The following is a 23047-nucleotide window of genomic DNA, read 5'->3' as shown; positions in this document are numbered from 1 at the left end:
CCATGCCGCACCACGGTAACGAAGAAGAGCACGGCGCTTCCGGGGACCGCCGCGACAACCGGGACGAGAGCCAGAAGCCGGTGATCCACGACAACCGCAAGGTTGATCCGAAGACCGGCGAGGCCCGCCATCCCGACCAGGAACGTGCCGCTGCCGGGGAAGCCGAGTCCGGGGACGCACTGTCCCAGGCCGAGGACATCCTCAACAGCGTGGACGTCCCGGCCGCCGATTCGGTGGCGCAGGGCGTGGGAGCCGGGGAGGCGGAGGAACTGAAGAACGACCTCCGCCGCCTGCAGGCCGAGTACGTCAACTACCGCAAGCGCGTCGAACGTGACCGCGCCGTGGCAGGGGAGATGGCCGTCATTGGCGTCCTGAACGCCCTGCTTCCGGTGCTGGACGACGTCGACGCCGCCCGGCAGCACGGCGACCTCGCCGACGGCCCGTTCGCCGCGATTGCCGCCAAGCTGGAGAATGCGCTGAAGACCTACGGTCTGGTGCGCATTGATGAGACCGGAGTGGAGTTCGATCCCACGATCCACGAGGCCCTCATCCAGCAGCCCGGCGCCGACGTCGAAACCGACACGGTCAGCCAGGTCCTGCGCTCGGGCTACAAGTCCGGCGAACGGGTCCTGCGCGCCGCCCAAGTGATCGTGTCTGTTCCGGCGTAGTCACCTTCGCGGAGCGAGACAAGGGGCCCCGCCCCTGCGCCGGGTGGCCAAGGATCTGCGATCCTCGGCCACCCGGCTCCGGCAGGCCCGATGCCACTCCCGGGCCCCTTGTCTCGCTCCGCTCCGCGGTAATCTCGCCTTAACGCTTTTTTTGAAAGGAAACGCCATTGGCTAGCCAGGACTGGGTGGACAAGGACTTTTACAAGATCCTTGGTGTCGCCAAGGACGCTTCCGACGCCGACATCAAGAAGGCCTACCGGAAGCTGGCGCGGCAGCACCACCCGGATACCAACGCCGGGGACACTGCGTCGGAGAAGAAGTTCAAGGACATCTCCGAGGCCTATTCTGTGCTTTCCGATGCCGATGAACGCCAGCAGTACGATGCCATCCGGGCGATGGGTGGTGGCGCACGCTTCGCCCCGGGCGCTCCCGGCGCGGCGGCCGGTGGCGGCTTCGAGGACCTCTTCGGCGGCCTCTTCACCGGCGGCGGCGGACGCCACTCCGGCAGCTACAGCACCGCCGGCGGCATTCCGCCCGAGTTCGCCGACCTGTTTGGTGGCGGCGGCTACGGCGGCGGCGGACAATCGTTCCAGCGCGGCCCGCAGAAGGGCGCGGACCGCACCGCGTCAACCAGCATCTCCTTCGCCGGGTCCATCCGCGGCACCACCATCGGCCTGCGCGAACCCGACGGCGAAATCATCGACGTACGGATTCCGGCCGGCATCAAGGACGGCCAGAAGGTCCGCGTCCGCGGCAAGGGGCAGTACGGCCCGGCAGGCAACGGCGACCTCATGGTCACCGTGTCCGTGAAACCCCACGACTTCTACACCCGCGACGGCGACAACCTGCGCATCCACGTCCCGGTCACCTTCGCCGAGGCGGCCCTCGGTGCCGACATTGAGGTTCCGACCATTGACGGGGACAAGGTCCGGGTCCGTGTTCCGGCCGGGACCCCCGCCGGACGGACCCTGCGGGTCAAGGGCCGCGGCGTCAAGCACACCAAAGCCACCGGGGACCTGCTGGTCACCATCGACGTCGCTGTGCCGAAAAAGCTGAACAAGGACGCCGAAGAGGCCGTGAAGGCCTTCGCGGCGGCCACCGCCGGCGAGGACGTCCGGGCCGGGCTGGCAGCCAGGGCCCGCTTGTAGGAGTCCTGGCATGGACATCGAGTTCGACCAGCCGATCTTCGTCATCTCCGTCGCCGCGGAACTGGCGGACATGCATCCGCAGACGCTGCGCCAGTATGACCGCCTCGGCATCGTCTCCCCCAGCCGGGCCCCGGGTAAGTCCCGCCGGTACTCGCAGCGCGATGTAAACATGCTCCGCGAGGTGCAGCGGCTCTCGCACGAGGGTGTCTCGCTAGAGGGGATCAAACGGATCCTGCAGCTCGAGAACCAGGTCGACGCCCTGCAGCGCCGGGTCGCCGAGCTGACCGACGAGCTCGGACGGCGGCCCCGGTCCCTCGATTCCCGGATCTTCGCCGCCGGAACCGCGGGCGACGTCGTCAGCCTGGCCCGCGGCCAGCGCCCCCGGGCACGGTCGCAGGCCCTCGTGGTGTGGCGCCCGGGAGCGCTGGACAAGTAGCGGGCAGGGCCGGACTGAGTACACGCGCGCAAAGTCACGTGGCGTTTGGGCCATAGTCGGGTACTGGAGGGTCGTGACTTCCCTCCCTGGCTGCCGGTTGAATTGTATTGGCGGCTAGCTGGCCGCCAGTACGAAGGTCTCAGTCTCGAAGGTCTCAGTCACAAAACGTCTCAGCCCGGAGATGCCTGGGAACAAACTGTCGGGGGGCAGCGCATGTTCACTTCAATTCCAGCCATAACGGCACACGTGGCCGCAGAGATCCCGGGCGGGCCATGAATACCGGGCTGCAGGCCGTCGCCTTCTTCGGGAACTCGCTTCCGGGGCTGCTGCTGCTCACGTTCGGTCACGTCGTGGTGGTCGCCTGCATGGGCTCGGACCTGGTGCGGGCCGTGTCCGTGCCGCGTTCGCGCCGCCGATACGTCGCCAACACGGTGTTCCGGACCCTGGCGCTGCCGGCCGCCGTCAGCATGGGCGTGGCCGTGCTGGTCTACGCCGCATCCGGCGCCTGGGAACAGGTGGCCGGAGGCGTTTTTGTCCTGGTGGCCGTGATCTTCCGCTGGCACCACAGCACGGACGAGGACAGCTGGTGGACGGGCAAAGGCAAGGCGCTGGGCCGCTGGCTGCGCACGAACCTGGCGCTCCCGCCCCTGGTGGCCCCGGCCGCCGCATAAGTCAACGCCTGAACCGGCTGTGGAGCGCCGCCGGAAGAATTCCGGCGCGGGCCGTCAGTCGGTGAACAGCCCGGCCAGGTCCTCCGCCGTCAGGGCCCCGCCCGAGAGGGCATCGCCTTCCATCACGTCCGCGAACAGCTGGGACTTCTTCGCCTTGAGCGCCATGACTTTTTCCTCGATGGTGTCCTTTGCCACCAGCCGGTAGACCATCACGTTGCGGGCCTGGCCGATCCGGTGCGTCCGGTCCACCGCCTGCGCCTCCGAGGCCGGGTTCCACCACGGGTCCAGCAGGAACACGTAGTCGGCTTCGGTCAGGTTCAGGCCAAAGCCGCCGGCTTTGAGGCTGATGAGGAAGACGGGCGCCGCGCCGTTTTTGAACTCGTTGACGACGTCCGTACGGTTGCGGGTGCCGCCGTCCAGGTAGCAGAACTCGATGTCCTCCTCGACGAGGCGCTCACGGACCTTGCCGAGGAAACCGGTGAACTGGCTGAAGATCAGGGCCCGGTGCCCCTCCGCCACCAGATCCTCCAACTGTTCGAACAATACGTCTAGCTTGCTCGAGCGCACCCCGGAGAGCGAGGGATCGATCAGTGACGGGTCCAGGCTGAGCTGGCGCAGCAAAGTCAGGGACTGGAAGATCGTGAACCGGTTCTTGTTCACGTCCTCGATGAGACCCAGGATCTTCTGCCGCTCGCGCTGCAGGTGCGTCTGGTAGACCTTCTGGTGCCGCGGGTTCAGGACCACCTCGAGGATCTGCTCCTGCTTGGGCGGCAGGTCGTGGATGACCTGCTCCTTGGTGCGGCGCATCATCAGCGGCCGGACCCGGCGCCGGAGCTTGTCCAGCTGCGCCTTGTCGCCGTTCTTCTCCACGGGCTTCTGGTAGTACTCGGCGAAGCGCTTCGGGCTGGAAAACAGCCCGGGCGCCACGATCGAGGTCAGCGCCCAGAACTCCATCAGGTTGTTCTCCAGCGGCGTGCCGGTGATGGCCAGCTTGAAGCTGGCGGGGAGCTTCCGCGCGCACTGGTATGCCTTGGACTGGTGGTTCTTGACGAACTGCGCCTCGTCCAGCACCAGGCCGGCCCACTGCTGCGCGGCGTAGGCCTCGTAGTCGATCCGGAAGAGGGCGTAGGACGTGATCACGATGTCGGCCCCGGCCATCGCCTCGGCGGGAACCGACCCGCTCTTAGCGAAGGTCTCGCTGATGGCCCGGACCGTGAGTCCCGGCGCGAACCGGGCGGTTTCGGCCTGCCAGTTGCCCACCACGCTGGTGGGCGCCACCACCAGGAAGGGGGCGCCGGCGGGCGCCCCGGCACCCGCGGCGTTGTCCGATGCCTCGGCGTCGGTGGCTTCCGCGGCGGCGACCTTGGCGGCGCAGATCAGCGCCAGCGCCTGCACGGTCTTGCCCAGGCCCATGTCATCGGCCAGCACCCCGCCCAGTCCGTGGCGGTAGAGGAAACTGAGCCAGTTGAAGCCCTCGAGCTGGTAGGGGCGCAGCTCGGCGTCGAGCGTGTCCGGAAGGGGAAGTCCTTTGACGCCACCTTCCAGCAGGCCGCCGACGGCCTCGCGCCAGGCGGCTGCCTGTTCGTCAACGATCCCCAGCTGCGCCAGTTCGTCCCAGAGGCCGGCCTGGAACCGGCTGATCTGCAGCGGCGCATCCTTGTTGTCCTGCAGCTCCCGGGCTTCCTCGATGAGCGCTCGGAGCTGGTGCAGTTCGGGCAGGTCCAGGGAGAAATAAGCGCCGCTGGGCAGCAGCATCTTCGTCTGGCCCGCGGCGAGGGCGGAGAAGACGGCGGCGAAGGACACCGGCTGGCCCTCGAGCGAGATCTGGATCCCCAGGTCGAACCAGTCCCGCTGGTCGGTGGCCTTGGTGGAGATGGACACCACGGGGGCTTCCTCGGCCTCGCGGTAGTCGGCGATCTCCCCGGCCGTGTCCACGGACACGTCCGCCAGTTCGCGGAGCGCGGGCAGGACCTCCTCCGTGAAGCCCAGGGTGTCGAGCCCGCTGAGTTCCGCCGACGCCGCCAGCCGCGGCGTGCCCCAACCGCCGGTGGCCGACTCGCCGAGCTTCGGCACCACGTCCCAGGGCTGCCCGACGGTCTCCAGGATGCGCGCCTCGGCGGTGTCGTCGCGGTAGCCGTGGTCGCCGGGGTGCCGCCAGAGAGGCTGGGCGGTGACCAGGGTCCCGGCCTTGTAATGCCACTCCCAGTGCAGCCGGACCCGGTGGTCGGCGCCGTAGTTGGCCAGCAGGGACAGGGTGGGAACGGCCAGGGTGGGCAGCTCCACCGAGTCGTCCGAGGCCGTCACCCGGGCGCTCTGCTTCAGCTTGGGGTAGAACCCCGTGAGGAAGCGCCCTTCGTCCCGGGCCGGGATGTGCAGCGTGGTGCCGCCGGTGACGAACGTCAGCAGTTCCTCGCTGAGGCCGGACTCCAGGGGAGCGAGGGTGATCGCGGACTCGCCGGGGGCGACGCCGGGCAGCGCGCCGTCGTCGGAGGTCAAAAAGATGCCGTGCGCCGGCCGGCCGATGGTCCCTACCGACGCGGGATCAATCTCGGTGCCCTCCACCGTGATCGTCGGCGCGAGCGCCAGCCCGCCGTCGGCCTCACCGGCGCCGAACCGGGTCAGGTTGAGCCCGACGGCTGCCGGCTGGTCCGCCAGCCGCACGGGCTCGTCGCCGCGGCCGTGGACCAGGGCAACGCCGATCTTCCGGGCCTCGGCCAGCAGGCTCCAGAGGTTCCTGCCGGCGTACGTGTTGAGCCCCAGCCACGGGGCCGTCCCGGCGTGCTGGCGGTTCGCGACGGCGGTGTGGGAGGCGAGGAATTCCAGCATCCACTCGACGTGGGCCTCATTGCACTCGCGCCGGTAGTTGAGGTAGCTGAGGGTGTTCCACGAAACGTCCCCCCGGATCCACTTGCCCTTGGCCCCCATGATGACGGGCCGGGCCTTCAGTTGGCGGACGCTGCGCAGCGGATCCCGGCGGCCGGTGTAGGAAAAGTGCGGCGCCGGTTCCTCGATCTCGAACTGCAGCGCCAGGGGAACACCGCTGGCGGTCGGGGTGCTGCCCGGCCGGGCAAGCAGCGGGCCCAGGGCCTGTTCCCAGTCCGTCAGCTCCAGCGCCGAGGGCTGGCGGGACAGCCGGGAGGATTCTGCCGGGGTGAGGAGCTGGACGCGGGTTGCGGGGTTGTCTTCGGCAGCGAACAACAGCGCGGCAACGTGCTTGCAGTCCTTGCGGACCGGGCAGCTGCACACCCCCACCGTGCAGCTCCAGCCGCCGCCTTTGCGGACCAGCTTCGCCGTCGTCGAGTAGGGCACGTCTGCGCCGCCGCGGACCTTTCCGAGCATGAGCCCGGTGGCGGCGTCGAAGGAGATCCCGGAGACCCGGCTCCCCATGGCGTAGGCGAGTCCGGCCGCGAGGGAGCGGTCGTTGATCGCGGGAGTTTGTATTGCCAGTGCCGCACTCTCGTCCGGATGGGATGGCATGTGCGCACTACTTTCAGAAGTTGGTCATCTGATCCATCTTAACCAGCCAGGAGGGGCCCGGAAACTTCGCCTGACGTTCACCTCCCGCTGGGCCGGTGCGGAACCGGCCGGACATACCGTGGAAAGGACCGGAGCAGCAATCACCACCACCGTGAGGAATTTCATGAGCACCAGCCTGACCTCGAGCCCGACCGCCACCGGCAACGCCCCGGTCCTGACCCGGGAAAGCCTCTCCGGCGGCAACGTGGACGTGGTGGATGCGAACGTCGACGTCGTCAACGCAATGTACGCCGAACTGCTCGACGCCGAGGAGATCGCCCCCAGCGCCCTGCGCAGCTACTACGTGGACTTCTACCTGACACAGATCCTCGGGGGCGGATTCGCCCAGTACGTCTTCACCGTGCCGGAACGCGAAGAGATCGACACCTACGTCCGCGAGGGGCTGGCCGCGATGGGGGCCACCGCGCACCTGGACCTGTTCAACCGGAGCGCCGCCGCCTACGACTCGCTCTCCGAGGACGAAGCCGACGCCTACCTCGACGGGGACTCCCTGCTGGAGGCCGACGCCGGTGCGGCGCCGGTATCGGAGGGGGTCCAGCTCCTGGAACAGCTCGACGACGAATTCGAGCCCCTGCTGGAAACCGAGGACATTGTGGCCCTCAACGCCGCCTGGCTCCGCGGCCAGCCGGACCTGCTGGTCCTGGACGCGGACGAACTGGACCGGCACATCCACGAGCGGGTGTCCCGCATCCCGAACCTCGCCGAGCGCCAGGCGGAGGCGGCCGAGGAAGAGATCGCCAGCGCCCCGGAATTCGAGCTGATCATCCGGGAACTCTGCGAGGTGGCCGGGCAGACCCTGTTGAAGATCACCATGGGCGACCCGAACTACGACCTCAACGGCGAACGGGTCCTGGCCTGGCACTTCACCACGGACCAGGGCGAGTTCCTGATGCTCGAGGATGACGACGAGGCGTACATGATCCACCCCGAGACCCGTGAAGTGGTGGCCGCCGTCGAGTTCGAGGACGAATCCGACGGCGGCCCGGAGGCTGCCGGGGCCTAGTACCCGCCGGTGGCGCCGGCGGTGATCATGTCGCCGGCAGGGTTCACCAGGTACCAGACGTTGCCGACGCCCTGGCCTGCGACGTCGCCGGGGGCACGGTCCTTGACGTAGTAGTAGACCGGCATCCCGTTGATGGTGACCTGCTTCTTGCCGTCCGGCGTGGCGATGGTTCCGATCTTTCCGGAGACGCCGTCCACCGCCGGGGTGGCGGAGTCGGTGAGCACCGGCGGCCACGCGGCGATGCACTGTCCGGTGCAGGCGCTGGTGCCGGAGTCCTTCGTGTCCTTGGTGAAGAAGTAGACGCTCATACCCTTGGCATCCACCACCACCTTCCCGGCGCTGGTGGAGGCGGTCTTGAGTACCGCGGCCGACGCCGGGGTGCCGGACCCTGCGGTGGCGGAGGTGGACGCCTGTGTGCTTGCCGCCGACGTGGCAGGCGTCGTTGCGGCGGCCGGGGGCGTCGTCGTGGTCCCGCTGCCCCCAGCACAGCCGGAAACGGCCACGGCGAGTGCGAGGGCGGACAGGGTGGCGCCGAAGTGCTTGGTCATTATTGGCTCCTTGGCTCGGTGCCGGCCTTCTCGCAGTCCGGCTAGCTGTTACGACGGCGCCAGGTGAAGAATGGTTCAAAGAAGCTTGGTGAACTTTTTCGCCGGAACGTACGTCCTAGTGGGGCAGCAGCACTTAGCCCGGGAGGTGTCGTATGCCGCTGGATGAAGACGTCGTGGCCGCGATCTACCGTGACCACGGGCCCGCCTTGCGGCGGTTCGTGCTGGGCGCCTGCCACGACCCGCAGCAGGCGGATGACGTCGTGCAGGAAACGGTGCTCCGCGTCTGGCAGCAGGCGCCGCAGATCACCGGCAGCCTGCGCAGTTACCTCTTCCGGACGGCCCGCAACATCATGATCGACGACTACCGCCGGGCGCAGCGCCGCCCGCGGGAGGCCGCGGAGCGGGATATGGCGGATCCCGCCGGGGCGGTGGAACGGGTCGATGAACTGCTCAACAGGGTCCTGATGGAGGAGGCCCTGCTGCGCCTGAGCTCCGAGCACCGGGATGTCCTGGTGGCCCTGCACTACCGCCGCTTCACCGTCCAGGAGGCCTCCGAACAGTTGAACATCCCGGCCGGCACCGTGAAGTCCCGCGCCTTCTACGCCGTCCGCGCCCTGCGGACTATCCTCGACGAAATGGGGGTGCAACAGTGAGCGGGCCCGATCTCCACCAGTTACTCGGCGCCTATCTGCTCGGCGGTCTGCCGCCTGCCGAAGCCGCGGACTTTGAACAGCACCTGGCTGGCTGCCGGGACTGCCGCCGCGAGCTCGATGAACTCGCCAGCCTTCCGGCGCTGCTGGACGCGGTCCCCGTGGCCGATGCCGTCGCCCTCACCGGGCCGGCTCGGGCCGTCCCCGCGTCGGCATCCCCGGCCGTGGCCCTCGCTGGCGCCGTACCGGCGGCTGTTCCCCGGGGGCTCCTTGCCGCGCTCGCGGCCCGCCGGAGGAAAGCACGCGTCCTCTGGTCCGCGGCGGTGGCGGCCGTGGCCGCCGCGTGCCTGGCGCTTGGGTTCCTGGCCGGACCCTTGCTCACGCCGCAGCCCAAACCGGACGCCAGCTACTCCATCGCGGCCGGCAACGGGCTGCAGGTCACGGTGGGCCTGGTCAAGAAGACGTGGGGCACCGAGCTGGCGGTCGAAGGCAAAAGCATGCCGGTGGACGGGACCCTCTCGCTCTGGGTGAAGGGCCGCGACGGCGGTGAGGACCGGGCCTGCGCGTGGACGGCAACGCCCAGCGGCAAGGTCCGCATCACCGGGGCCACCCCGCTGCAGCTGGCCAGCATCGCGAGCCTTGAGATGCGCGACGGCCGGCAGCAGACGGTGGCCGTGATTACGGTCCCGCGCCCGTAGGTCCGGGCGCGGGACGGCCTACATCCGGCCGAGCCGGGCCCGGACGGCCAGGAAGATCCCGTAGCAAATCAGGCCCGCGCCGACAGCCGCCAGCATGTAGACCCCCAGCGGCTGGTCGCGCAGGGCCTTCAGGCCGCCGTCGAGCCCGGTTGATTCGGCGGGGTTGGCCTTCACTGTCGCGATGACAATCAGCAGGCCGGTCAGCAGCAGTGCCACACCCTTGGCGGCGTAGCCGGCGATGCCGGCGACGGTCACCCCGGTGCGCGCCTGCTGGTTGGACGGCAGACGGATGTATTTGAGGAACGACTTCCGGAAACCGCGGATGGCGTAAACCACCCCGGTGATGGCGACGGCGGCTCCAATGACGATGAGCAGCAGGATTCCGCCGGGCGCCTTCATCAGCTGCACGGTCAGGTCGCTGGTGGAGCGCCGGTTGTCGGCGTGGGTGCCCAGGGCCACCGAGATCAGGCTGATGGCGAAGGCGGCGTAGACCACGGCCTGCAGGGCGGCCTTGAGTTTCTTGCCGACCTTCTTTTTGGTGGGCAGGTGGCTGAAGTCGAAGATGGCGTCGCTGGTCTGCCAGAGGGCAAGCGCCACGCAGGCGACGAAGGCGCTCCACAACAGCAGCGGGCCGCCCGGCTGCCTGGCGAGTTCCGCCACAGCGCCGCTGACGTCGGCCTGCCCCCGCCCGCCCATGGCGAGGCGGATCGCGACAAGTCCGATCAGGAAATGCAGGATGCCGGAGACGGCGAAGCCTGCCCGTGCCGCGTATTCCAGCGGCTTGGAGTTGGTGACTTCCTCGGCGACGTCCGCGGCGCCTTTAAGTTCTTCTTTGATGGTCGGTCCCTCGCGTTTTCTGGCTGTGCTCTCGCCGGCTTGCCCTCGCCCGCCGTGCGTATCCGGTAATCGTGCCACGGGAATCAGCCGCGGAACAGCACCTTGGAAGCAGCTGTTGTCCGGGTGTTGTCCGGGTGGGCCCTGGCCTCGGCCGGCCCGGCCGTCGGCTGGTCTCAGCGGCGCCGGTAGCAGAGGTCGAAGATCATCCGGCCGGCCTCGTGGGCCTTGCCCTCGAAGCTTGTCAGGATCCGTCCGTCGAACCGGGGCGCCCAGCCCCCGGTCCCGTCCACACCCTCGTTGGGCCCGGTGTGCTCGGTGCTGACCGGGGCCCGGCCTTCCTTGACCGGGGCGCCGCCCACCACGGATTCGACGCCGGACTCCCAGACCTGGGTCAGCGGGCTGTCATCGCCGCTGCGCTCGCCTTCATGGAGGTTCTCGAAGTCCACCGAGTTGGCCAGGACCTCGCGGACGTGGACAGCGTAGTTGGACCAGTCGGTGGCGATCCGCCAGATGCCGCCGGGTTGCAGCGCCCGGGCGGCGAGGTCGGCGAAGGCCGGCTGGATGAGGCGGCGCTTGTGGTGCCGGGACTTGTGCCACGGGTCAGGGAAGAACACCCAGAGTTCGGTGACGGAGCCCTGCGGCAGCATGGTGGCGAGGACCTCGGGGGCGTTCGCTTCGACCACACGGACGTTGGTCAGCCCGCGGCTGTTGATCTTGATGAGGGTGTTGGCCAGGCCGGGGGTGTAGACCTCCACGGCCAGGAAGTCCTTGTCCGGGTTTTCCTCGGCGGCGTGGCAGACGGCGTCGCCCAGGCCCGAGCCGATTTCCACGATCAGCGGGGCCTTCCGGCCAAACTCCGCCTCGGCGTCGAACACGTAGTCGGGGTGGACGGAGGTGTTGGCGATGTGCCGCGGCACGTCGACCGCCCACCGGTCCGAGTGTTCCTCCCAGGCCGCCTGCCGGCGCCCCTGGAGCCGGGTGCCGCGGCGCACGAAGCTGACCGGCCGGCCGCCGTAGGTGCCGAAAGAGGCCTGGCTGCCGGGTGTCACCGGGCGGGGGCCCTCGGGCGTTTCGGGGGATTCTGGGGTTTCACTCATCACGTCCAGAATACGGGGATCCTTTCGGCGCTGCGCGCTCCGCCTGCCAGAATGGGACCGTGACAGCACCGAAGAACGCGCCCGGCCCGCGTGCCCGCCAGCCGCTGCAGGCGGACACCCTGGTGGACGCGGAGATCGACGATGTACCCGCCGCGGAGCCCACCGTGCTGGGCAGCCGCCGGTCACTCGCCTATCTGGGGGTGTGCCTGGTGCTGATCGGGTTGAACCTCCGCACTGTGTTTTCCAGTTTCGCGGCGGTGCTCCCCGAGGTGAGGGTCGACGCCGGCCTGCCGGGCTGGGCGGTCGTGGCACTGACCACCGCACCGGTGACGCTGCTGGGCCTCTTCGCCCCGCTCGCGCCCGTGCTGGCCAGACGGTTCGGGGCCGAACGGGTGCTCCTAGGGGCGATGGCCGTGCTGACCGCGGGTCTGCTGCTGCGGCCGCTGGACGCGCCCGGCGCCGGCCACCTGCCCGCCCTCCTGCTCGGTACGGCGGCCTGCGGCGCGGCGATTTCGCTCTGCAATGTCCTGCTGCCCGGCCTGGTGAAACGCGACTTCCCGCACCGGCTGGGACTGATGGGCGGCCTGTACACCACGGCGATCTGCGCGTCCGCGGCGCTCGGCGCAGGCTTCACGTACCCGGTGTTCAGCGCAACCGGCCAGTGGACGGCGGCGCTGTGGTTCTGGGCGCTGCCCGCCGGCGTCGTTCTCCTGCTGTTCCTGCCCCTTGCCCTCAGCCAGCGGCACGGACGGCACCAGGCCGCCGCCGGCGGCGTCAACGTCTGGCGCTCGGCCGTCGCCTGGCAGGTGACCGGCTTTATGGTGCTTCAGGCCATGATGTCCTTCAGCGTCTTCGCGTGGCTCGCGCCCATCCTGCGTGAGCGCGGCGTCGACGGCGGCACCGCGGGGCTCATCGTGTCCGGCTCGATCGTGCTGCAGATGCTGGGCTCCCTGTTTGCGCCCGCGCTCGCCGCCCGGCTCCGGGACCAGCGCGCCATCAACACGGTGGTGGCGCTGATGACCGGCGGCGGGTTCGCCCTGAGCATCTTCGGACCCCTGGACCTGGTCTGGGTGTGGACCGGGCTGCTGGGCCTGGGCCAGGGCAGCCTGACGGCGGTGGCCCTGACCATGATCATGCTCCGCACCCGGGACGGCCATACCGCCGCGCACCTGTCCGGGATGATGCAGGGCGTGGGCTACGGCGTCGGGTCCGCCGGCACGCTGCTGGTGGGCCAACTGCACCAGGCGACCGGATCTTTCGCCGCGGCGGGTGTCCTCTTCCTGGTGGTCGGATCCCTGGCCGGCGTGTTCGGTTACCGGGCCGGCCGGAACCGCTACGTCGGCTGACTAACCCGCAAACCCCGATGCGCTATCACTTGTGGTTGTTCCGGGGCGTCCAGAACAGCCAGAAGTGATAGCGCAACCGGGGTGGGGCTTGGTGTGGATGTGGTTCAGGCGGTAAGGTCCTTGGCCTTCGTCTCCGGGATGGTGAAGACGCAGAGGGCGGAAATGACCAGCAGGATCACCGCGTAGACGTTGAACAGCTGCGGCATCTGCACGGTGGTGCCCAGCCACTGCTGGAGGTACGGTGCCGTGCCGCCGAACAGTGCCACGCAGATGGAGTAGGGCACCCCGACGCCCACGGTGCGGATGCTGGTGGGGAACAGCTCGGCGTAGACGGCCGGGACGATTGCGGCGCTCGCGGCGATGAAGATCAGCATGACGGACATGCTGACGGCCAGCTGCCAGGCGGAATCCTTCAGCAGCGCCGTCATCGGGAAGTGCATGATGCCTGCGCCGATCGCCCCGGACCACAGCACTTTTTTGCGGCCGATGCGGTCGGACAGCTTGCCCCAGAACGGGAGTGCGGCGATGAAGACGATGTTCCCGATCACGCCGGCCCACAGGGCTTCGCCGCGGTCGATCTTCAAAGCGGTGGTGGCGTAGCTGGGGGCGACGACGCCCCAGATGTAGTAGATCACCGTGAGGCCCACCGTCAGCCCAATTACCTGCATGGCCTGCTTGCGGTGCCGGACAATCTGCGGCCAGATCGGCGCCCGCTTCTCGGCCGAGGCCTCGCCTGCGAAGACGTCCGTTTCGTGCAGCCGGGACCGCATGATCAGGGCGTACAGGCCCATGGCGGCACCGATCAGGAACGGAATGCGCCAGCCCCACGCGTTCATCATCTCCGTGCTCAGGGCCATGTTCAGGACGGCGCCGAGGAGGGTCCCGAACAGGATGCCCACGGTGCCCGAGGTGTAGATCAGGGTGGCCCAGAAGCCGCGGTGCTCCCGGGGCGCCATCTCCGAGAGGTACGTCTGGGAGGACGGCAGCTCCCCGCCGTGCGCCAGGCCCTGCACCAGGCGTGCCACGAGGAGCATCAAGGAGGCCCAGGCTCCCACCGCGGCGAAGGTCGGGGCGATGCCGATCATCAGGCTGCCCACCGACGCGAGGCCGACGGCCAGGGTCATGGACGCTTTACGGCCGATCCGGTCACCGATCCAGCCGAACAGGAAGCCGCCGAAGGGGCGGGCGACGAAGCCGACGGCGAAAATCGCCAGGGTGGACAGGACGGCCGACGCCGGATCGGCCTTGCTGAAGAGCTGGCTGGCGATGAACGGCGTGAACGTGGCGTAAATCGCCCAGTCATACCATTCGACGGCGTTGCCGATGCCGGTGCCGATGAGTGTCTTGCGGGTGGAGGTCCGGGGTGCCGTGGGCGGGGACGTGGTTGCAGTCATGGGGTTTCTCCCTTGAGGGGTGGGCTAGGAAAGGGCCGGGGCGGCGGCGGTGCTGCCCGGGCCGGAAGGGGCGGCGGCGGCAAGCGTGGCCAGCCGGGAAAAGGCGAGCTCGGCGTAGAGGGCGGCGCCGTCGGCCAGCACGCCGTCGTCGAACGTGGCGTAGGGGGAGTGGTTGAACGCCGTGGACTTGTGGTCCGCGTCCCGGGGAACAGCGCTGAGGCCGATGAACGTGCCGGGGACCTCGGCGAGGACCCGCGAGAAGTCCTCGGAGCCGCTGAGCGGGGTGGCCCAGCGGGCGACCCGGGAATCGCCGAACAGGTTCTCTATGACGTTCTCCGCGGTGCGGGTCTCATCCTCGTCGGTGATGGTGAGCGGGTATTCCTGCTGGTAGTCGACGTCGACGTCGAGCCCGTGGGCCGCCGCGATGCCTTTGAGCAGGCGCGGCACGGTGTCCATCATCTTCTGCCGGGATTCTTCGGAGAAGGTCCGGATGGTCGCCTCGATGCGGGCGGTCTCCGGGATGATGTTGCGTTTGGTGCCGGCCTGGAGCACCCCGACGGACAGGACGACGGGGTCGAACATGTTGAACTGGCGCGTGACCATCACCTGCAGCGCGGTGACCATTTCGGCGGCAGCGGTGACGGGGTCCTTGGCCGAGTGCGGGGCCGAACCGTGGCCGCCGGCGCCGAGGACCGTGACCGTCAGGCCGTCGGAGGCGCTCAGCATCACGCCGGGCTTGGTGCAGAACGTGCCGTGCGGTTCGAGGGCGGAAAAGACGTGCATGCCGTAGGCCGCATCCACACGCCGGCCCGGGGCGTCCAGGACGCCTTCGCGGATCATGTAGCTGGCGCCGTCGAACCCTTCCTCCCCGGGCTGGAACATCAGGACGACGTCGCCGGCCAGCCGGTGCCGGCGTTCGGACAGCAGGGTCGCCGCCCCGGTGAGCATGGCGGTGTGCAGGTCGTGGCCGCAGGCGTGCATGGCCCCGTCGATCCGCGAGGTGTAGTCCACGCCCGTCTTTTCCTGGACCGGCAGCCCGTCCATGTCCGCACGCAGCAGCACGGCCGGTCGGGTATCGGCGCCGGCAGCCTCTCCACGCAGGACCGCGGTGACCGACGTCGTATCCCGGCCGAGCGTGATCTCGTACCCGAGCCCGTCGAGGGCCTGCAGGACCTTCTCCTGGGTCCGGGGAAGTGTCAGGCCGATCTCCGGTTCGCGGTGCAGTTCGTGGCGGAAGCGGGCGAGGTCCGCGTGCATTTCCCGGGCGTCTGCGGTGATCGGCACAAGTTCTCCTCTGTGGTCTGTCCTGCCGGGTTCGGCCCGGCGTAGGCTTTCGTCTATTCTGAAGTGACCTGACTCACAGAGGCGGAAAGCCCTGAAAAAATGCAAAAAATGAGTCTTCCTGCAGATTTTGTGCACCACCAGAGGGGAACTGATGGAACTGAGCGAGGAGGACCTTGCGCTGATCAACGTCCTGCAGATCGCGCCGCGCCTGAGCTGGGCGGACGCGGCGGAGGTGCTGGGGGTCCACGCCACCACGCTCGCCGCGCGGTGGGAACGGCTGCAGGCCGCGGGCGTCTCCTGGATCACCGCGCACCTGATCGGCGACCCGCACCAGATGTGCTTGGCGTTCGTCGCGGTGGACTGCGAAATGCACCGGCGCGCGGAGGTCACCGCCGAGCTCGCCGGCATGCCGGAAATCGTGACCGTGGAGGAGGCCGCCAGCCACCGGGACCTGATGCTGACGGTTATTACGCCCTCCCTGGACGACTTCAGTTCGAAGGTGATCTCGCGGCTGAAGGAAATTGACGGCCTGCTCAAGTACCAGACCGCCCTGTGCACGCGGCTGCACGCCAGCGGCGGCTCGTGGCGGCTCAATGTGCTGAGCAGGGCGCAGCAGGCCGCCGTGCGCGCCCTGGCCGGACCGGCGGCCACCGGGATTGCCCCGTCCGCGGCCCGGGACGAGCTGCCCGCCAGCCACCTGGCGCTGCTGCCGTACCTGGCCCGCGACGGCCGGGCCACCGCCGCGGACATCGCCCGCGGGCTGGGGCGTCACCCCGCCACGGTGCAGCGGCAGCTCAACCGGGTGCTGGCCAGCGGGATCCTGTCCTTCCGCTGCGAGGTGGCCCAGAAGCTCTCCGCCTTCCCCGTGACCTGCCAGTGGTTCGTCAACGTCCCGGCCGGCCGGCACGACGCCGCGGCCGCCGAGCTCAAGACCATGCGGAACGTGCGGTTGAGTGCGTCCACCACGGGCCCGACGAACTTCGTGATCATCATGTGGCTGCAGTCCCTGGCGGACGTGATGGGCATCGAGCTCGCGCTGCAGCAGAAGGTTCCCGGGATCGAGCTGGTGGAAAGTGTGATCATGCTCAGCACCGTCAAGCGGGTGGGGTGGATGCTGGCCCCGGATTCGCGGGCCAGCGGCGCCGTGGTGGTTCCGGCCCAGGGGCTCGACGGCGTGGGCTAGGTCCGCGGGGCAGGTGCCAAGGCGCCCGGGCTTGAGCCGTCCCGGCGCCCACGCCGCGAGGGCGCCGCTCTTGTAGGCTGTGGCACGTGTCCCGAACTGACCCGCCCGTGCCGCGCGCTGACCCAGCGACCGAGGCTGCCGGCATCTTCCACCGCAGCTACCTGCTGGTGACGCTGGGTGCCCTGGCCCTCGTCTTCCTGGCGGCCTTCGAGTCCCTGGCGGTCACCACCATCATGCCGCTGGTCAGCCGTGAGCTCGACGGTGCCAGCCTCTACGCCCTGGCCTTCGCGGGCCCGCTGGCCACCGGGGTGATCGGGATGGTGGCCGCCGGCAACTGGTCGGACCGGCGTGGCCCGGTGGGCCCGCTGTACGCGTCCGTGGCGTTGTTCGTGCTGGGCCTGCTGATCGCCGGATTGGCCGGGACCATGGCCGCGCTCCTCGCCGGCCGGCTGGTCCAGGGGCTGGGCGGCGGCGCCATGACCGTGGCCCTGTACGTGGTGGTGGCCCGCGTCTACCCGCCCGTCCTGCACCCCAAGATCTTCGCCGCCTTCGCCGCGGCCTGGGTCATACCCTCGCTCGTGGGCCCGTTCGCGGCCGGGCTCGTGGCGCAGCTACTGAGCTGGCACTGGGTCTTCCTCGGCGTCGTCGGCCTCGTGGTTCCCGCCCTGCTGATGGTTGTCCCGGCGGTGCGCGGGCTGGCCGCCAACGGCGACGCCGCCGCCGAGCCGGCCGCCGCGCCCCGCAAGCCGTGGGACTACAGGCGTCTGGCCTGGGCCGCGCTCGCCGCCCTTGCGGTGCTGGGCCTGAACCTGTCCGTCGAGCTCCCGGCCGGCGGCTGGGCCCTGGCCGCCGCCGCCGTGGCTGTTGCCCTCGCGGCCGTCCGCCCCCTGGTTCCCCGGGGGACGCTGACGGCCCGCCGCGGGCTGCCCGCGGTCATCCTCGCCCGCGGACTCGCCTCGGCCGCCTTTTTCGGCGCCGAGGTCTACCTGCCGTACCTCCTCGTGGACCGCTACCAGTTCTCGCCCACCTTCGCCGGCCTGACCCTCACCGGCGGAGCCCTCGCCTGGGCCGGAGCGTCCGCCATCCAGGGCCGGCTCGGCGCACGGCTGCAGCACCGCCGTGCGATCAGGATCGGATCGGCGCTGGTGCTGGGCGCCGTCGTGCTCGCGCTGGCAACCACCCTGCTGGGCTGGCCGCCGGCGGTTGCGATCACGGGCTGGATTTTCGCCGGCGGCGGGATGGGGCTGATGTACCCGCGCCTCAGCGTGATGACCCTGGCCCTGTCCACCAAGGACACCGAGGGCTTCAACAGCTCCGCGATGTCCATCTCCGATTCCCTTGGCGGCGCCCTGGCGCTGGCTGCCACGGGGATTGTCTTCGCGGCGTTTACGACGGCGGCGGGCCACGGCGCCGCGCCGTTCGCCGGGGTCTTCGCGCTCACCGCCGTGATCGGCGTCGTCGGAGTGGTGGTGGCGCCCCGCGTCGCCGCCACCGGCCCGGTCTAGGCGCCCTGCGGGGGTGCCCGGAAACGGGAGCCGGCCCGCAGATGATAGACTGGACGGACTTGATGTGCAGTGATGCCCACTTTGGATTCGGTTGGCCAGTTCCAATTCGCCGGCCGGATCCCCTGCAGGATTCCTCCGGGACTCCGGCCGCAGGCGGTGGGCTTTATTCATGTGAGAGGCACATCCTGCGTCGATGAACGCGTTCTATTTGGTCCCGGCCGCCTGCGGAAGCCTGCGAGCAGCCCGGTTGACCACCTGACTTTTCTTCGGCGAACCCCTGGGCCAACCGGCACCGGGGGCCGATATCCGTACGGATACCGCCTGAAAGACCTTTGAAACATATGACTACTTTTGCTGCCCTCGGCACGCCCAAGGCCCTTGCCGACACCCTCACCTCCCAGGGGATCGAAACCCCGTTCCCCATCCAGGTCAAGACCCTCCCGGACACCCTGGCCGGACGCGACGTCCTGGGCCGCGGCCGCACCGGCTCCGGTAAGACCATTGCTTTCGCTATCCCGCTCGTCGCACGTCTCGCGGAGCGGGAAGCGGCGCACTTCCGCAAGCCCGGCCGCCCCATGGGCCTGGTCCTTGCACCCACCCGTGAACTGGCCACCCAGATCAACGCCACGATCGAGCCGATGGCCAAGGCCATGGGCCTGACCACCACCGTGATCTACGGCGGAATCTCCCAGGCACGCCAGGAGAAGGCCCTCCGCGCCGGCGTCGACATTGTCATCGCCTGCCCCGGCCGCCTCGAGGACCTGATCCGCCAGCGCATCCTGACCCTCGAAGCCGTCGAGATCACCGTCCTGGACGAGGCCGACCACATGGCCGACCTCGGCTTCCTCCCGGTGGTCAAGAAGCTGATGGACATGACCCCCAGCCAGGGCCAGCGCCTGCTGTTCTCCGCCACCCTGGACAACGGCGTGGACAAGATCGTCCAGCGCTACCTGTCCAACCCGCTGACCCACTCCGTGGACGACCCGCAGGCCGCGGTCACCACCATGGAGCACCACGTCCTGGTGGTCAACGACCAGACGGTCAAGAAGCAGTTGATCGTTGAGCTCGCCTCCGGCGCCGGCCGCCGGGTGCTTTTCATGCGCACCAAGCACCACGCCCGCAAGCTTGCCAAGACCCTGACCGACGCCGGCATCCCCGCCGTCGACCTGCACGGCAACCTGTCGCAGAACGCCCGTGACCGCAACCTCGCCGAGTTCTCCTCCGGCGACGTCCGCGTCCTGGTGGCCACCGACGTCGCCGCCCGCGGTGTCCACGTCGACGACGTCGAACTGGTCATCCACGTGGATCCGCCCACCGAGCACAAGGCGTACCTGCACCGCTCGGGCCGCACCGCCCGCGCCGGTTCCGACGGCACCGTGGTCACGCTGACCCTGCCGGAGCAGCAGTCCGACGTCAAGAAGCTGATGAAGGCTGCCGGCGTGGAGGTCAACTTCGAGCGCGTCACCGCCAACTCCCCGCTGGTCGCCGAACTGGTGGGCGAAATGGCCGACAAGATCGATCCGCGCACCCGCGCCGCACTTCTGGCCACCAAGGCGAAGCAGCAGGGCGGCGGCACCTCCACCGGTGCCAACGCCGAGCGCAAGCGCGCCCGCCGCCAGGCTGCACCCACAGCCGGTGGCCGCGGCGGACGCGGTGGCCGGGGCCGGGTCTCCGCCGAGGCGCCCCGCACCGATCTTCCCCGCGCTGAGCGACGCGCCGTGGCTTACGAAGGCCAGGCCGCTGCCCGCAACGCCGCCGAGCGTGTTGCCGAAAAGAACCAGGACCGGGCCGACGCCGAGCGCGCCGAGCGCCGCAACGCCCGGGGCCGTGGCCGCACCACTGCCTACGCACACCACAACGATGTTCCCGCCGCCGGCGGCCGCGCCTCAGCCGGCCGTGGTGCGGACGCCCGTGTTTCCGAGGGCCGCGACGCCCGCGGGGCTTCGGCGGGCCGTGGAGCTTCCGCAGGCCGTGGCGGCTCTGCTCCCCGCAGTGGCTCCGGCCGCACCGGCACCACCTCCGGCGGCCAGCGCAACGGACGCCCGGCCACCGGCCAGCGTGCCGCGGCAGGCGCCAAGTCCGGCGGTTCCGCAGCAGTGTGGTCCTCCAACACCGGCGGCACCTCCGGCGGATCCTACGCAGGCGGCGGCAACGGCCGCTCCGGCGAAGGCCGTCCGGCACGCAGCGGCGGTCCCCGCCGCGCGTCGGCCCCGGCGTCGAACGAACGCCGCAGCCGCTAATCCCCAACCGCTCCCTAACCTCGCAAGCCGAGCTTGCGAGGCGAGGGGGCCGGTGGGGAGCACTCGATGAGGTTCGGGCCCTACCAGCCGCGGGCGCGCCACTCCTCCAGGTGCGGGCGCTCCGCACCCAGGGTGGTGGGCTTGCCGTGGCCGGGATGCACCACGGTGTCGTCCGGATACACCTCGAACAGCCGCTCGCTGACGTCCCGGATCAGCTGGGCAAACCGTTTGGGATCCTGCTGCGTGTTGCCCACACCGCCCGGGAACAACGAGTCGCCGGAGAAGATGTGGGCCGGCCCTTCCGGATCCTGGTACACCAACGCCACGGACCCCGGGGTGTGGCCCCGCAGGTGCACCGCGGTGACGTCGAAACCGTCGAAGTTGCCGACGTCGCCGTGGTCCAGCAGCACATCCACCGTCACCGGCAGTTCGGGGGCGTCGTCGGTGCCGGCCGCCGTCTTCGCGCCGGTGGCCGCCGCGAGGCCCGGCAGCGCACGGACATGGTCCCAGTGCTGGTGGGTGGTGGCGATCAGCGCCAGCTTCGGCGTCGCGGCCGTGTCCGCGGCGGCGTCGGCAAGCAGCCCCTGGATGGCGGCCAGGTCATCCGCCGCGTCGATCAGGAGCTGCGCGCCGGAGGCCTTCGCGGTCAGCAGGTACACGTTGTTGTCCATCTCGCTGACGGAAATCCGTCGGATGGTGATGTCACGTAACGAGTGAATAAGCGAGTCCATGGGCTTCAGTCTAGGACTGTCTATTCGCGGCCCTGGGAGACCCAGCTCGGGTCTGCGGCCCGGGATCCGACGACGGCGTCCGCCGCGGCGTCGAGCCTCTCCAGTTGCGCCGGGCTCAGGTCCAAAGCCAGGGCGCCCAGGTTCTCGTCGATCCGGTCCGCCTTGCGCGTGCCGGGGATCGGGACCACGGGCAACCCGAGCCTGCGGCCCTGCACAAGCAGCCACGCCAGCGCCACCTGGGCCGGCGTCGCGGGGTGTCCGGGGCTGCCGAGCTCGGCCGCGACGGACCGGACCGCGGCCACCACAGCCTGGTTGGCGTCCAGCGCGGTTTCGGCGAAGCGCGGAATGTTTCGGCGGAAGTCGTTGCTGCCCAGCTTCGAGGCGTCGACGGTGCCGGTGAGGAAGCCCCGGCCCAGCGGCGAGTACGGCACAAACCCCACGCCGAGTTCGGCCGCCGCCGGAACCACGTTGCGTTCCACATCGCGGCTCCAGATGGACCACTCGCTCTGGACGGCGGCGATCGGGTGGACGCTGTTGGCCTCGCGCAGTTCCTCGGCCGTCACCTCGGACAGCCCAAGGTGCTTCACCTTTCCGGCCTGCACCAGCCCTGCCATGGCCTCCACGGTTTCCACAATCGGAACGCGGACGTCACGGCGGTGCATGTAGTACAGGTCGATGGTGTCAGTGCCGAGGCGCGCCAGGCTGCGGTCCACGGCCTGCCGGACGTAGGCGGCGTCGCCCCGGATGTCCGAGTACCCGGTGGACGGCGTCCCCACGAGGGCGAACTTGGTGGCCAGCTGGACCTCACCCCGGCGCTCCTTGAGGAGCTGGGCGATCAGCTCCTCATTGCTGCCGCCGCCATAGATATCAGCTGTGTCGATGAAGCTCACGCCCGCGTCCACCGCGTGGTGCAGGGTGGCCAGCGCCTCGGCCGGATCTACCTCGCCATATACGGGGGTCAGGGCCATGCCGCCGAACCCCAGGGGGCTGACGCTGAGGCCGTCGCCGAGCTGGACTGATGCTGCCGTCATCTTGGGTCTCCTGTTCGCTGCCGGAAGTGCCGTCCCAGCCAAGAACCTCACCCGGCGCGGGAGTATTCCGGACGTCCGCCGGAGGGATCTCCCCACCTTTGACTGTTGCGCGGGCAGTACGACGGCGCGCCGCCGGGACACGCCGTCGTACTGCCCCAACCGTGGGGAGATTCCGCGGGGGAGCGGCGGTTGCTAGGGCCCCGACGCCGGTTCAGCCGCCTCTTTCGTCCCGGGCAGCAGTTTCAGTCCGGCCGCGCAGGCCACAATTCCCGCGATGAAGAGCAGCTTCAGCGGGCTGGCGGGTTCGACGCCGGCGGCCATGGCCCAGCCCACGGTCAGGGCCGCGCCGATCCCCACCCAGACGGCGTAGGCGGTGCCCAGCGGGATGCGTTTCACGGCCATGCCCAAGCCCACCATGCTCAGGGCCGCGGCCACGGCGAAGATAAGGGTGGGCAGCAGCCGGGTGAAGCCGTCGGATTCGCCGAGCGCCGTGGCCCAGACCGCCTCGAGCACTGCGGAGGCCAGCAGGACCAGCCACGCCGGGGTTGCCGGGCGTGCCGCTGCCATTACGCCACCACCTTCAGGCCAACCACGCACGCCGCGATGCCGCCAAGCAGCAGGATCCGGCCGCGTGTTGCAGGTTCGGCTTTGGTGATCATCGCGTACACGGCGGTCAGGACGACGCCGGCGCCCACCCAGACGGCATAGGCGGTACCGGTCGGGATGGATTGCATGGCGACGGCCAGGCCGCCGGTGCTGGCAACGACCGAGATGAGGAACACCGCGGCCGGAGCAATCCGGCGGCGGCCGGTGGCCTGCGACAACCGGTGGAGGGCGGCGGCCCACACGGCTTCCAGGGCGCCCGAGAAAACAAGGATTAACCACGACATAACAGCTCCTGTGGCCAGTCTTGTCGCGTGCCGGGTACTGAACCGTCGTCCGGAGGCCGCCAGAAGGGGCCTTGCTGCCAGCCTAGCAACGCCTTACGGGAGGGGCGAGCCGGTGTTCGGCCGCCGCTTCTGGCGATGGGAGGGGAGGGG

At 69.6% G+C, this 23047-nt stretch carries 21 protein-coding genes and 1 riboswitch; of the genes, 11 read left to right on the top strand and 10 right to left on the bottom strand.

Going from position 1 to position 23047, the window contains the following annotated elements; genetic code table 11:
• Positions 1-2 precede the first annotated feature (2 nt).
• From AC1DBE_RS06035 to AC1DBE_RS06020, 4 genes are all read left to right on the top strand, one after another.
• On the top strand, positions 3-668 hold the full coding sequence (locus AC1DBE_RS06035; RefSeq protein ID WP_476903231.1) for a nucleotide exchange factor GrpE: 666 nt from the start codon (positions 3-5) through the stop codon (positions 666-668).
• Between the two features lie 167 nt (positions 669-835).
• Positions 836-1816, top strand: coding sequence for a DnaJ C-terminal domain-containing protein (locus AC1DBE_RS06030; RefSeq protein WP_476903230.1), 981 nt, complete (start codon positions 836-838; stop codon positions 1814-1816).
• 10 nt (positions 1817-1826) lie between these two features.
• A complete protein-coding gene (locus tag AC1DBE_RS06025) occupies positions 1827-2252 on the top strand; it encodes a heat shock protein transcriptional repressor HspR (protein WP_476878794.1) in 426 nt (141 codons plus the stop codon).
• 272 nt (positions 2253-2524) lie between these two features.
• Positions 2525-2923 carry a hypothetical protein gene (locus AC1DBE_RS06020; RefSeq protein ID WP_476878795.1) on the top strand — a complete coding sequence of 133 codons (399 nt, stop codon included), beginning with the start codon at positions 2525-2527 and terminating at the stop codon, positions 2921-2923.
• Positions 2924-2977: 54 nt separating this feature from the next.
• Here the strand turns inward: AC1DBE_RS06020 and AC1DBE_RS06015 are convergent, their stop codons facing one another.
• Positions 2978-6400 carry a DEAD/DEAH box helicase gene (locus tag AC1DBE_RS06015; protein ID WP_476969930.1) on the bottom strand — a complete coding sequence of 1141 codons (3423 nt, stop codon included), beginning with the start codon at positions 6398-6400 and terminating at the stop codon, positions 2978-2980.
• A 163-nt stretch (positions 6401-6563) separates the two neighbouring features.
• Here AC1DBE_RS06015 and AC1DBE_RS06010 point away from each other — a divergent pair, with 163 nt between their 5' ends.
• Entirely contained in the window at positions 6564-7463 is a 900-nt protein-coding gene (locus AC1DBE_RS06010) for a DMP19 family protein (RefSeq protein WP_476969929.1), read from the top strand.
• Here AC1DBE_RS06010 and AC1DBE_RS06005 read toward each other — a convergent pair.
• A complete protein-coding gene (locus AC1DBE_RS06005; RefSeq protein WP_476969928.1) occupies positions 7460-8011 on the bottom strand; it encodes a COG4315 family predicted lipoprotein in 552 nt (183 codons plus the stop codon). The genes AC1DBE_RS06010 and AC1DBE_RS06005 overlap by 4 nt on opposite strands.
• A 152-nt stretch (positions 8012-8163) precedes the next feature.
• Here AC1DBE_RS06005 and AC1DBE_RS06000 point away from each other — a divergent pair, with 152 nt between their 5' ends.
• Entirely contained in the window at positions 8164-8664 is a 501-nt protein-coding gene (locus AC1DBE_RS06000) for a sigma-70 family RNA polymerase sigma factor (RefSeq protein WP_476969927.1), read from the top strand.
• Positions 8661-9359 carry an anti-sigma factor family protein gene (locus AC1DBE_RS05995; RefSeq protein ID WP_476969926.1) on the top strand — a complete coding sequence of 233 codons (699 nt, stop codon included), beginning with the start codon at positions 8661-8663 and terminating at the stop codon, positions 9357-9359. Before AC1DBE_RS06000 ends, AC1DBE_RS05995 begins: the two co-directional genes overlap by 4 nt.
• 18 nt (positions 9360-9377) lie before the next feature.
• On the opposite strand, the gene AC1DBE_RS05990 is transcribed toward AC1DBE_RS05995, so the two are convergent.
• Positions 9378-10196, bottom strand: a complete 819-nt coding sequence (locus tag AC1DBE_RS05990; protein WP_476969973.1) for a DUF1206 domain-containing protein — start codon at positions 10194-10196, stop codon at positions 9378-9380.
• A 173-nt stretch (positions 10197-10369) separates the two neighbouring features.
• On the bottom strand, positions 10370-11293 hold the full coding sequence (gene trmB / locus AC1DBE_RS05985; RefSeq protein ID WP_476878590.1) for a tRNA (guanosine(46)-N7)-methyltransferase TrmB: 924 nt from the start codon (positions 11291-11293) through the stop codon (positions 10370-10372).
• Positions 11294-11397: 104 nt separating this feature from the next.
• On the opposite strand from trmB, the gene AC1DBE_RS05980 reads away from it, so the two are divergent.
• Complete coding sequence (locus tag AC1DBE_RS05980; protein ID WP_476969972.1) at positions 11398-12639, top strand: MFS transporter; 1242 nt, start codon at positions 11398-11400, stop codon at positions 12637-12639.
• A gap of 104 nt (positions 12640-12743) precedes the next feature.
• Here AC1DBE_RS05980 and AC1DBE_RS05975 read toward each other — a convergent pair whose 3' ends face one another.
• Together AC1DBE_RS05975 and AC1DBE_RS05970 are read right to left on the bottom strand one after the other, a co-directional pair.
• On the bottom strand, positions 12744-14033 hold the full coding sequence (locus AC1DBE_RS05975) for an MFS transporter (RefSeq protein ID WP_476969925.1): 1290 nt from the start codon (positions 14031-14033) through the stop codon (positions 12744-12746).
• A gap of 24 nt (positions 14034-14057) precedes the next feature.
• Complete coding sequence (locus tag AC1DBE_RS05970) at positions 14058-15317, bottom strand: M20 metallopeptidase family protein (protein WP_476969924.1); 1260 nt, start codon at positions 15315-15317, stop codon at positions 14058-14060.
• Positions 15318-15468: 151 nt separating this feature from the next.
• Here AC1DBE_RS05970 and AC1DBE_RS05965 point away from each other — a divergent pair, with 151 nt between their 5' ends.
• From AC1DBE_RS05965 to AC1DBE_RS05955, 3 genes are all read left to right on the top strand, one after another.
• Positions 15469-16500: an Lrp/AsnC family transcriptional regulator gene (locus AC1DBE_RS05965; protein ID WP_476969923.1), complete on the top strand. Its 1032-nt coding sequence runs from the start codon at positions 15469-15471 to the stop codon at positions 16498-16500.
• A gap of 86 nt (positions 16501-16586) precedes the next feature.
• Positions 16587-18005 (top strand): MFS transporter, encoded by a 1419-nt coding sequence (locus tag AC1DBE_RS05960; protein WP_476969922.1) that lies wholly within the window; start codon positions 16587-16589, stop codon positions 18003-18005.
• Between the two features lie 341 nt (positions 18006-18346).
• Positions 18347-20245 carry a DEAD/DEAH box helicase gene (locus tag AC1DBE_RS05955; protein WP_476969921.1) on the top strand — a complete coding sequence of 633 codons (1899 nt, stop codon included), beginning with the start codon at positions 18347-18349 and terminating at the stop codon, positions 20243-20245.
• A gap of 80 nt (positions 20246-20325) precedes the next feature.
• Here AC1DBE_RS05955 and AC1DBE_RS05950 read toward each other — a convergent pair whose 3' ends face one another.
• From AC1DBE_RS05950 to AC1DBE_RS05935, 4 genes are all read right to left on the bottom strand, one after another.
• Positions 20326-20976: an MBL fold metallo-hydrolase gene (locus tag AC1DBE_RS05950; protein ID WP_476878596.1), complete on the bottom strand. Its 651-nt coding sequence runs from the start codon at positions 20974-20976 to the stop codon at positions 20326-20328.
• A 20-nt stretch (positions 20977-20996) separates the two neighbouring features.
• Positions 20997-22007 (bottom strand): aldo/keto reductase, encoded by a 1011-nt coding sequence (locus tag AC1DBE_RS05945; RefSeq protein WP_476878597.1) that lies wholly within the window; start codon positions 22005-22007, stop codon positions 20997-20999.
• Positions 22008-22199: 192 nt separating this feature from the next.
• On the bottom strand, positions 22200-22574 hold the full coding sequence (locus AC1DBE_RS05940) for a DMT family transporter (protein ID WP_476878598.1): 375 nt from the start codon (positions 22572-22574) through the stop codon (positions 22200-22202).
• A complete protein-coding gene (locus AC1DBE_RS05935) occupies positions 22574-22897 on the bottom strand; it encodes a DMT family transporter (RefSeq protein ID WP_476878599.1) in 324 nt (107 codons plus the stop codon). The genes AC1DBE_RS05940 and AC1DBE_RS05935 overlap by 1 nt, the downstream gene beginning before the upstream one ends.
• A gap of 9 nt (positions 22898-22906) precedes the next feature.
• A riboswitch (guanidine-III (ykkC-III) riboswitch) is annotated at positions 22907-22972 on the bottom strand.
• Between the last annotated feature and the right edge of the window lie 75 nt (positions 22973-23047).

The sequence above is a fragment of the Arthrobacter sp. 10T416 genome (assembly GCF_056394165.1).
The sequence above is the reverse complement of the archived record's forward strand: the minus strand, read 5'-3'. Positions and strand labels throughout refer to the sequence as shown.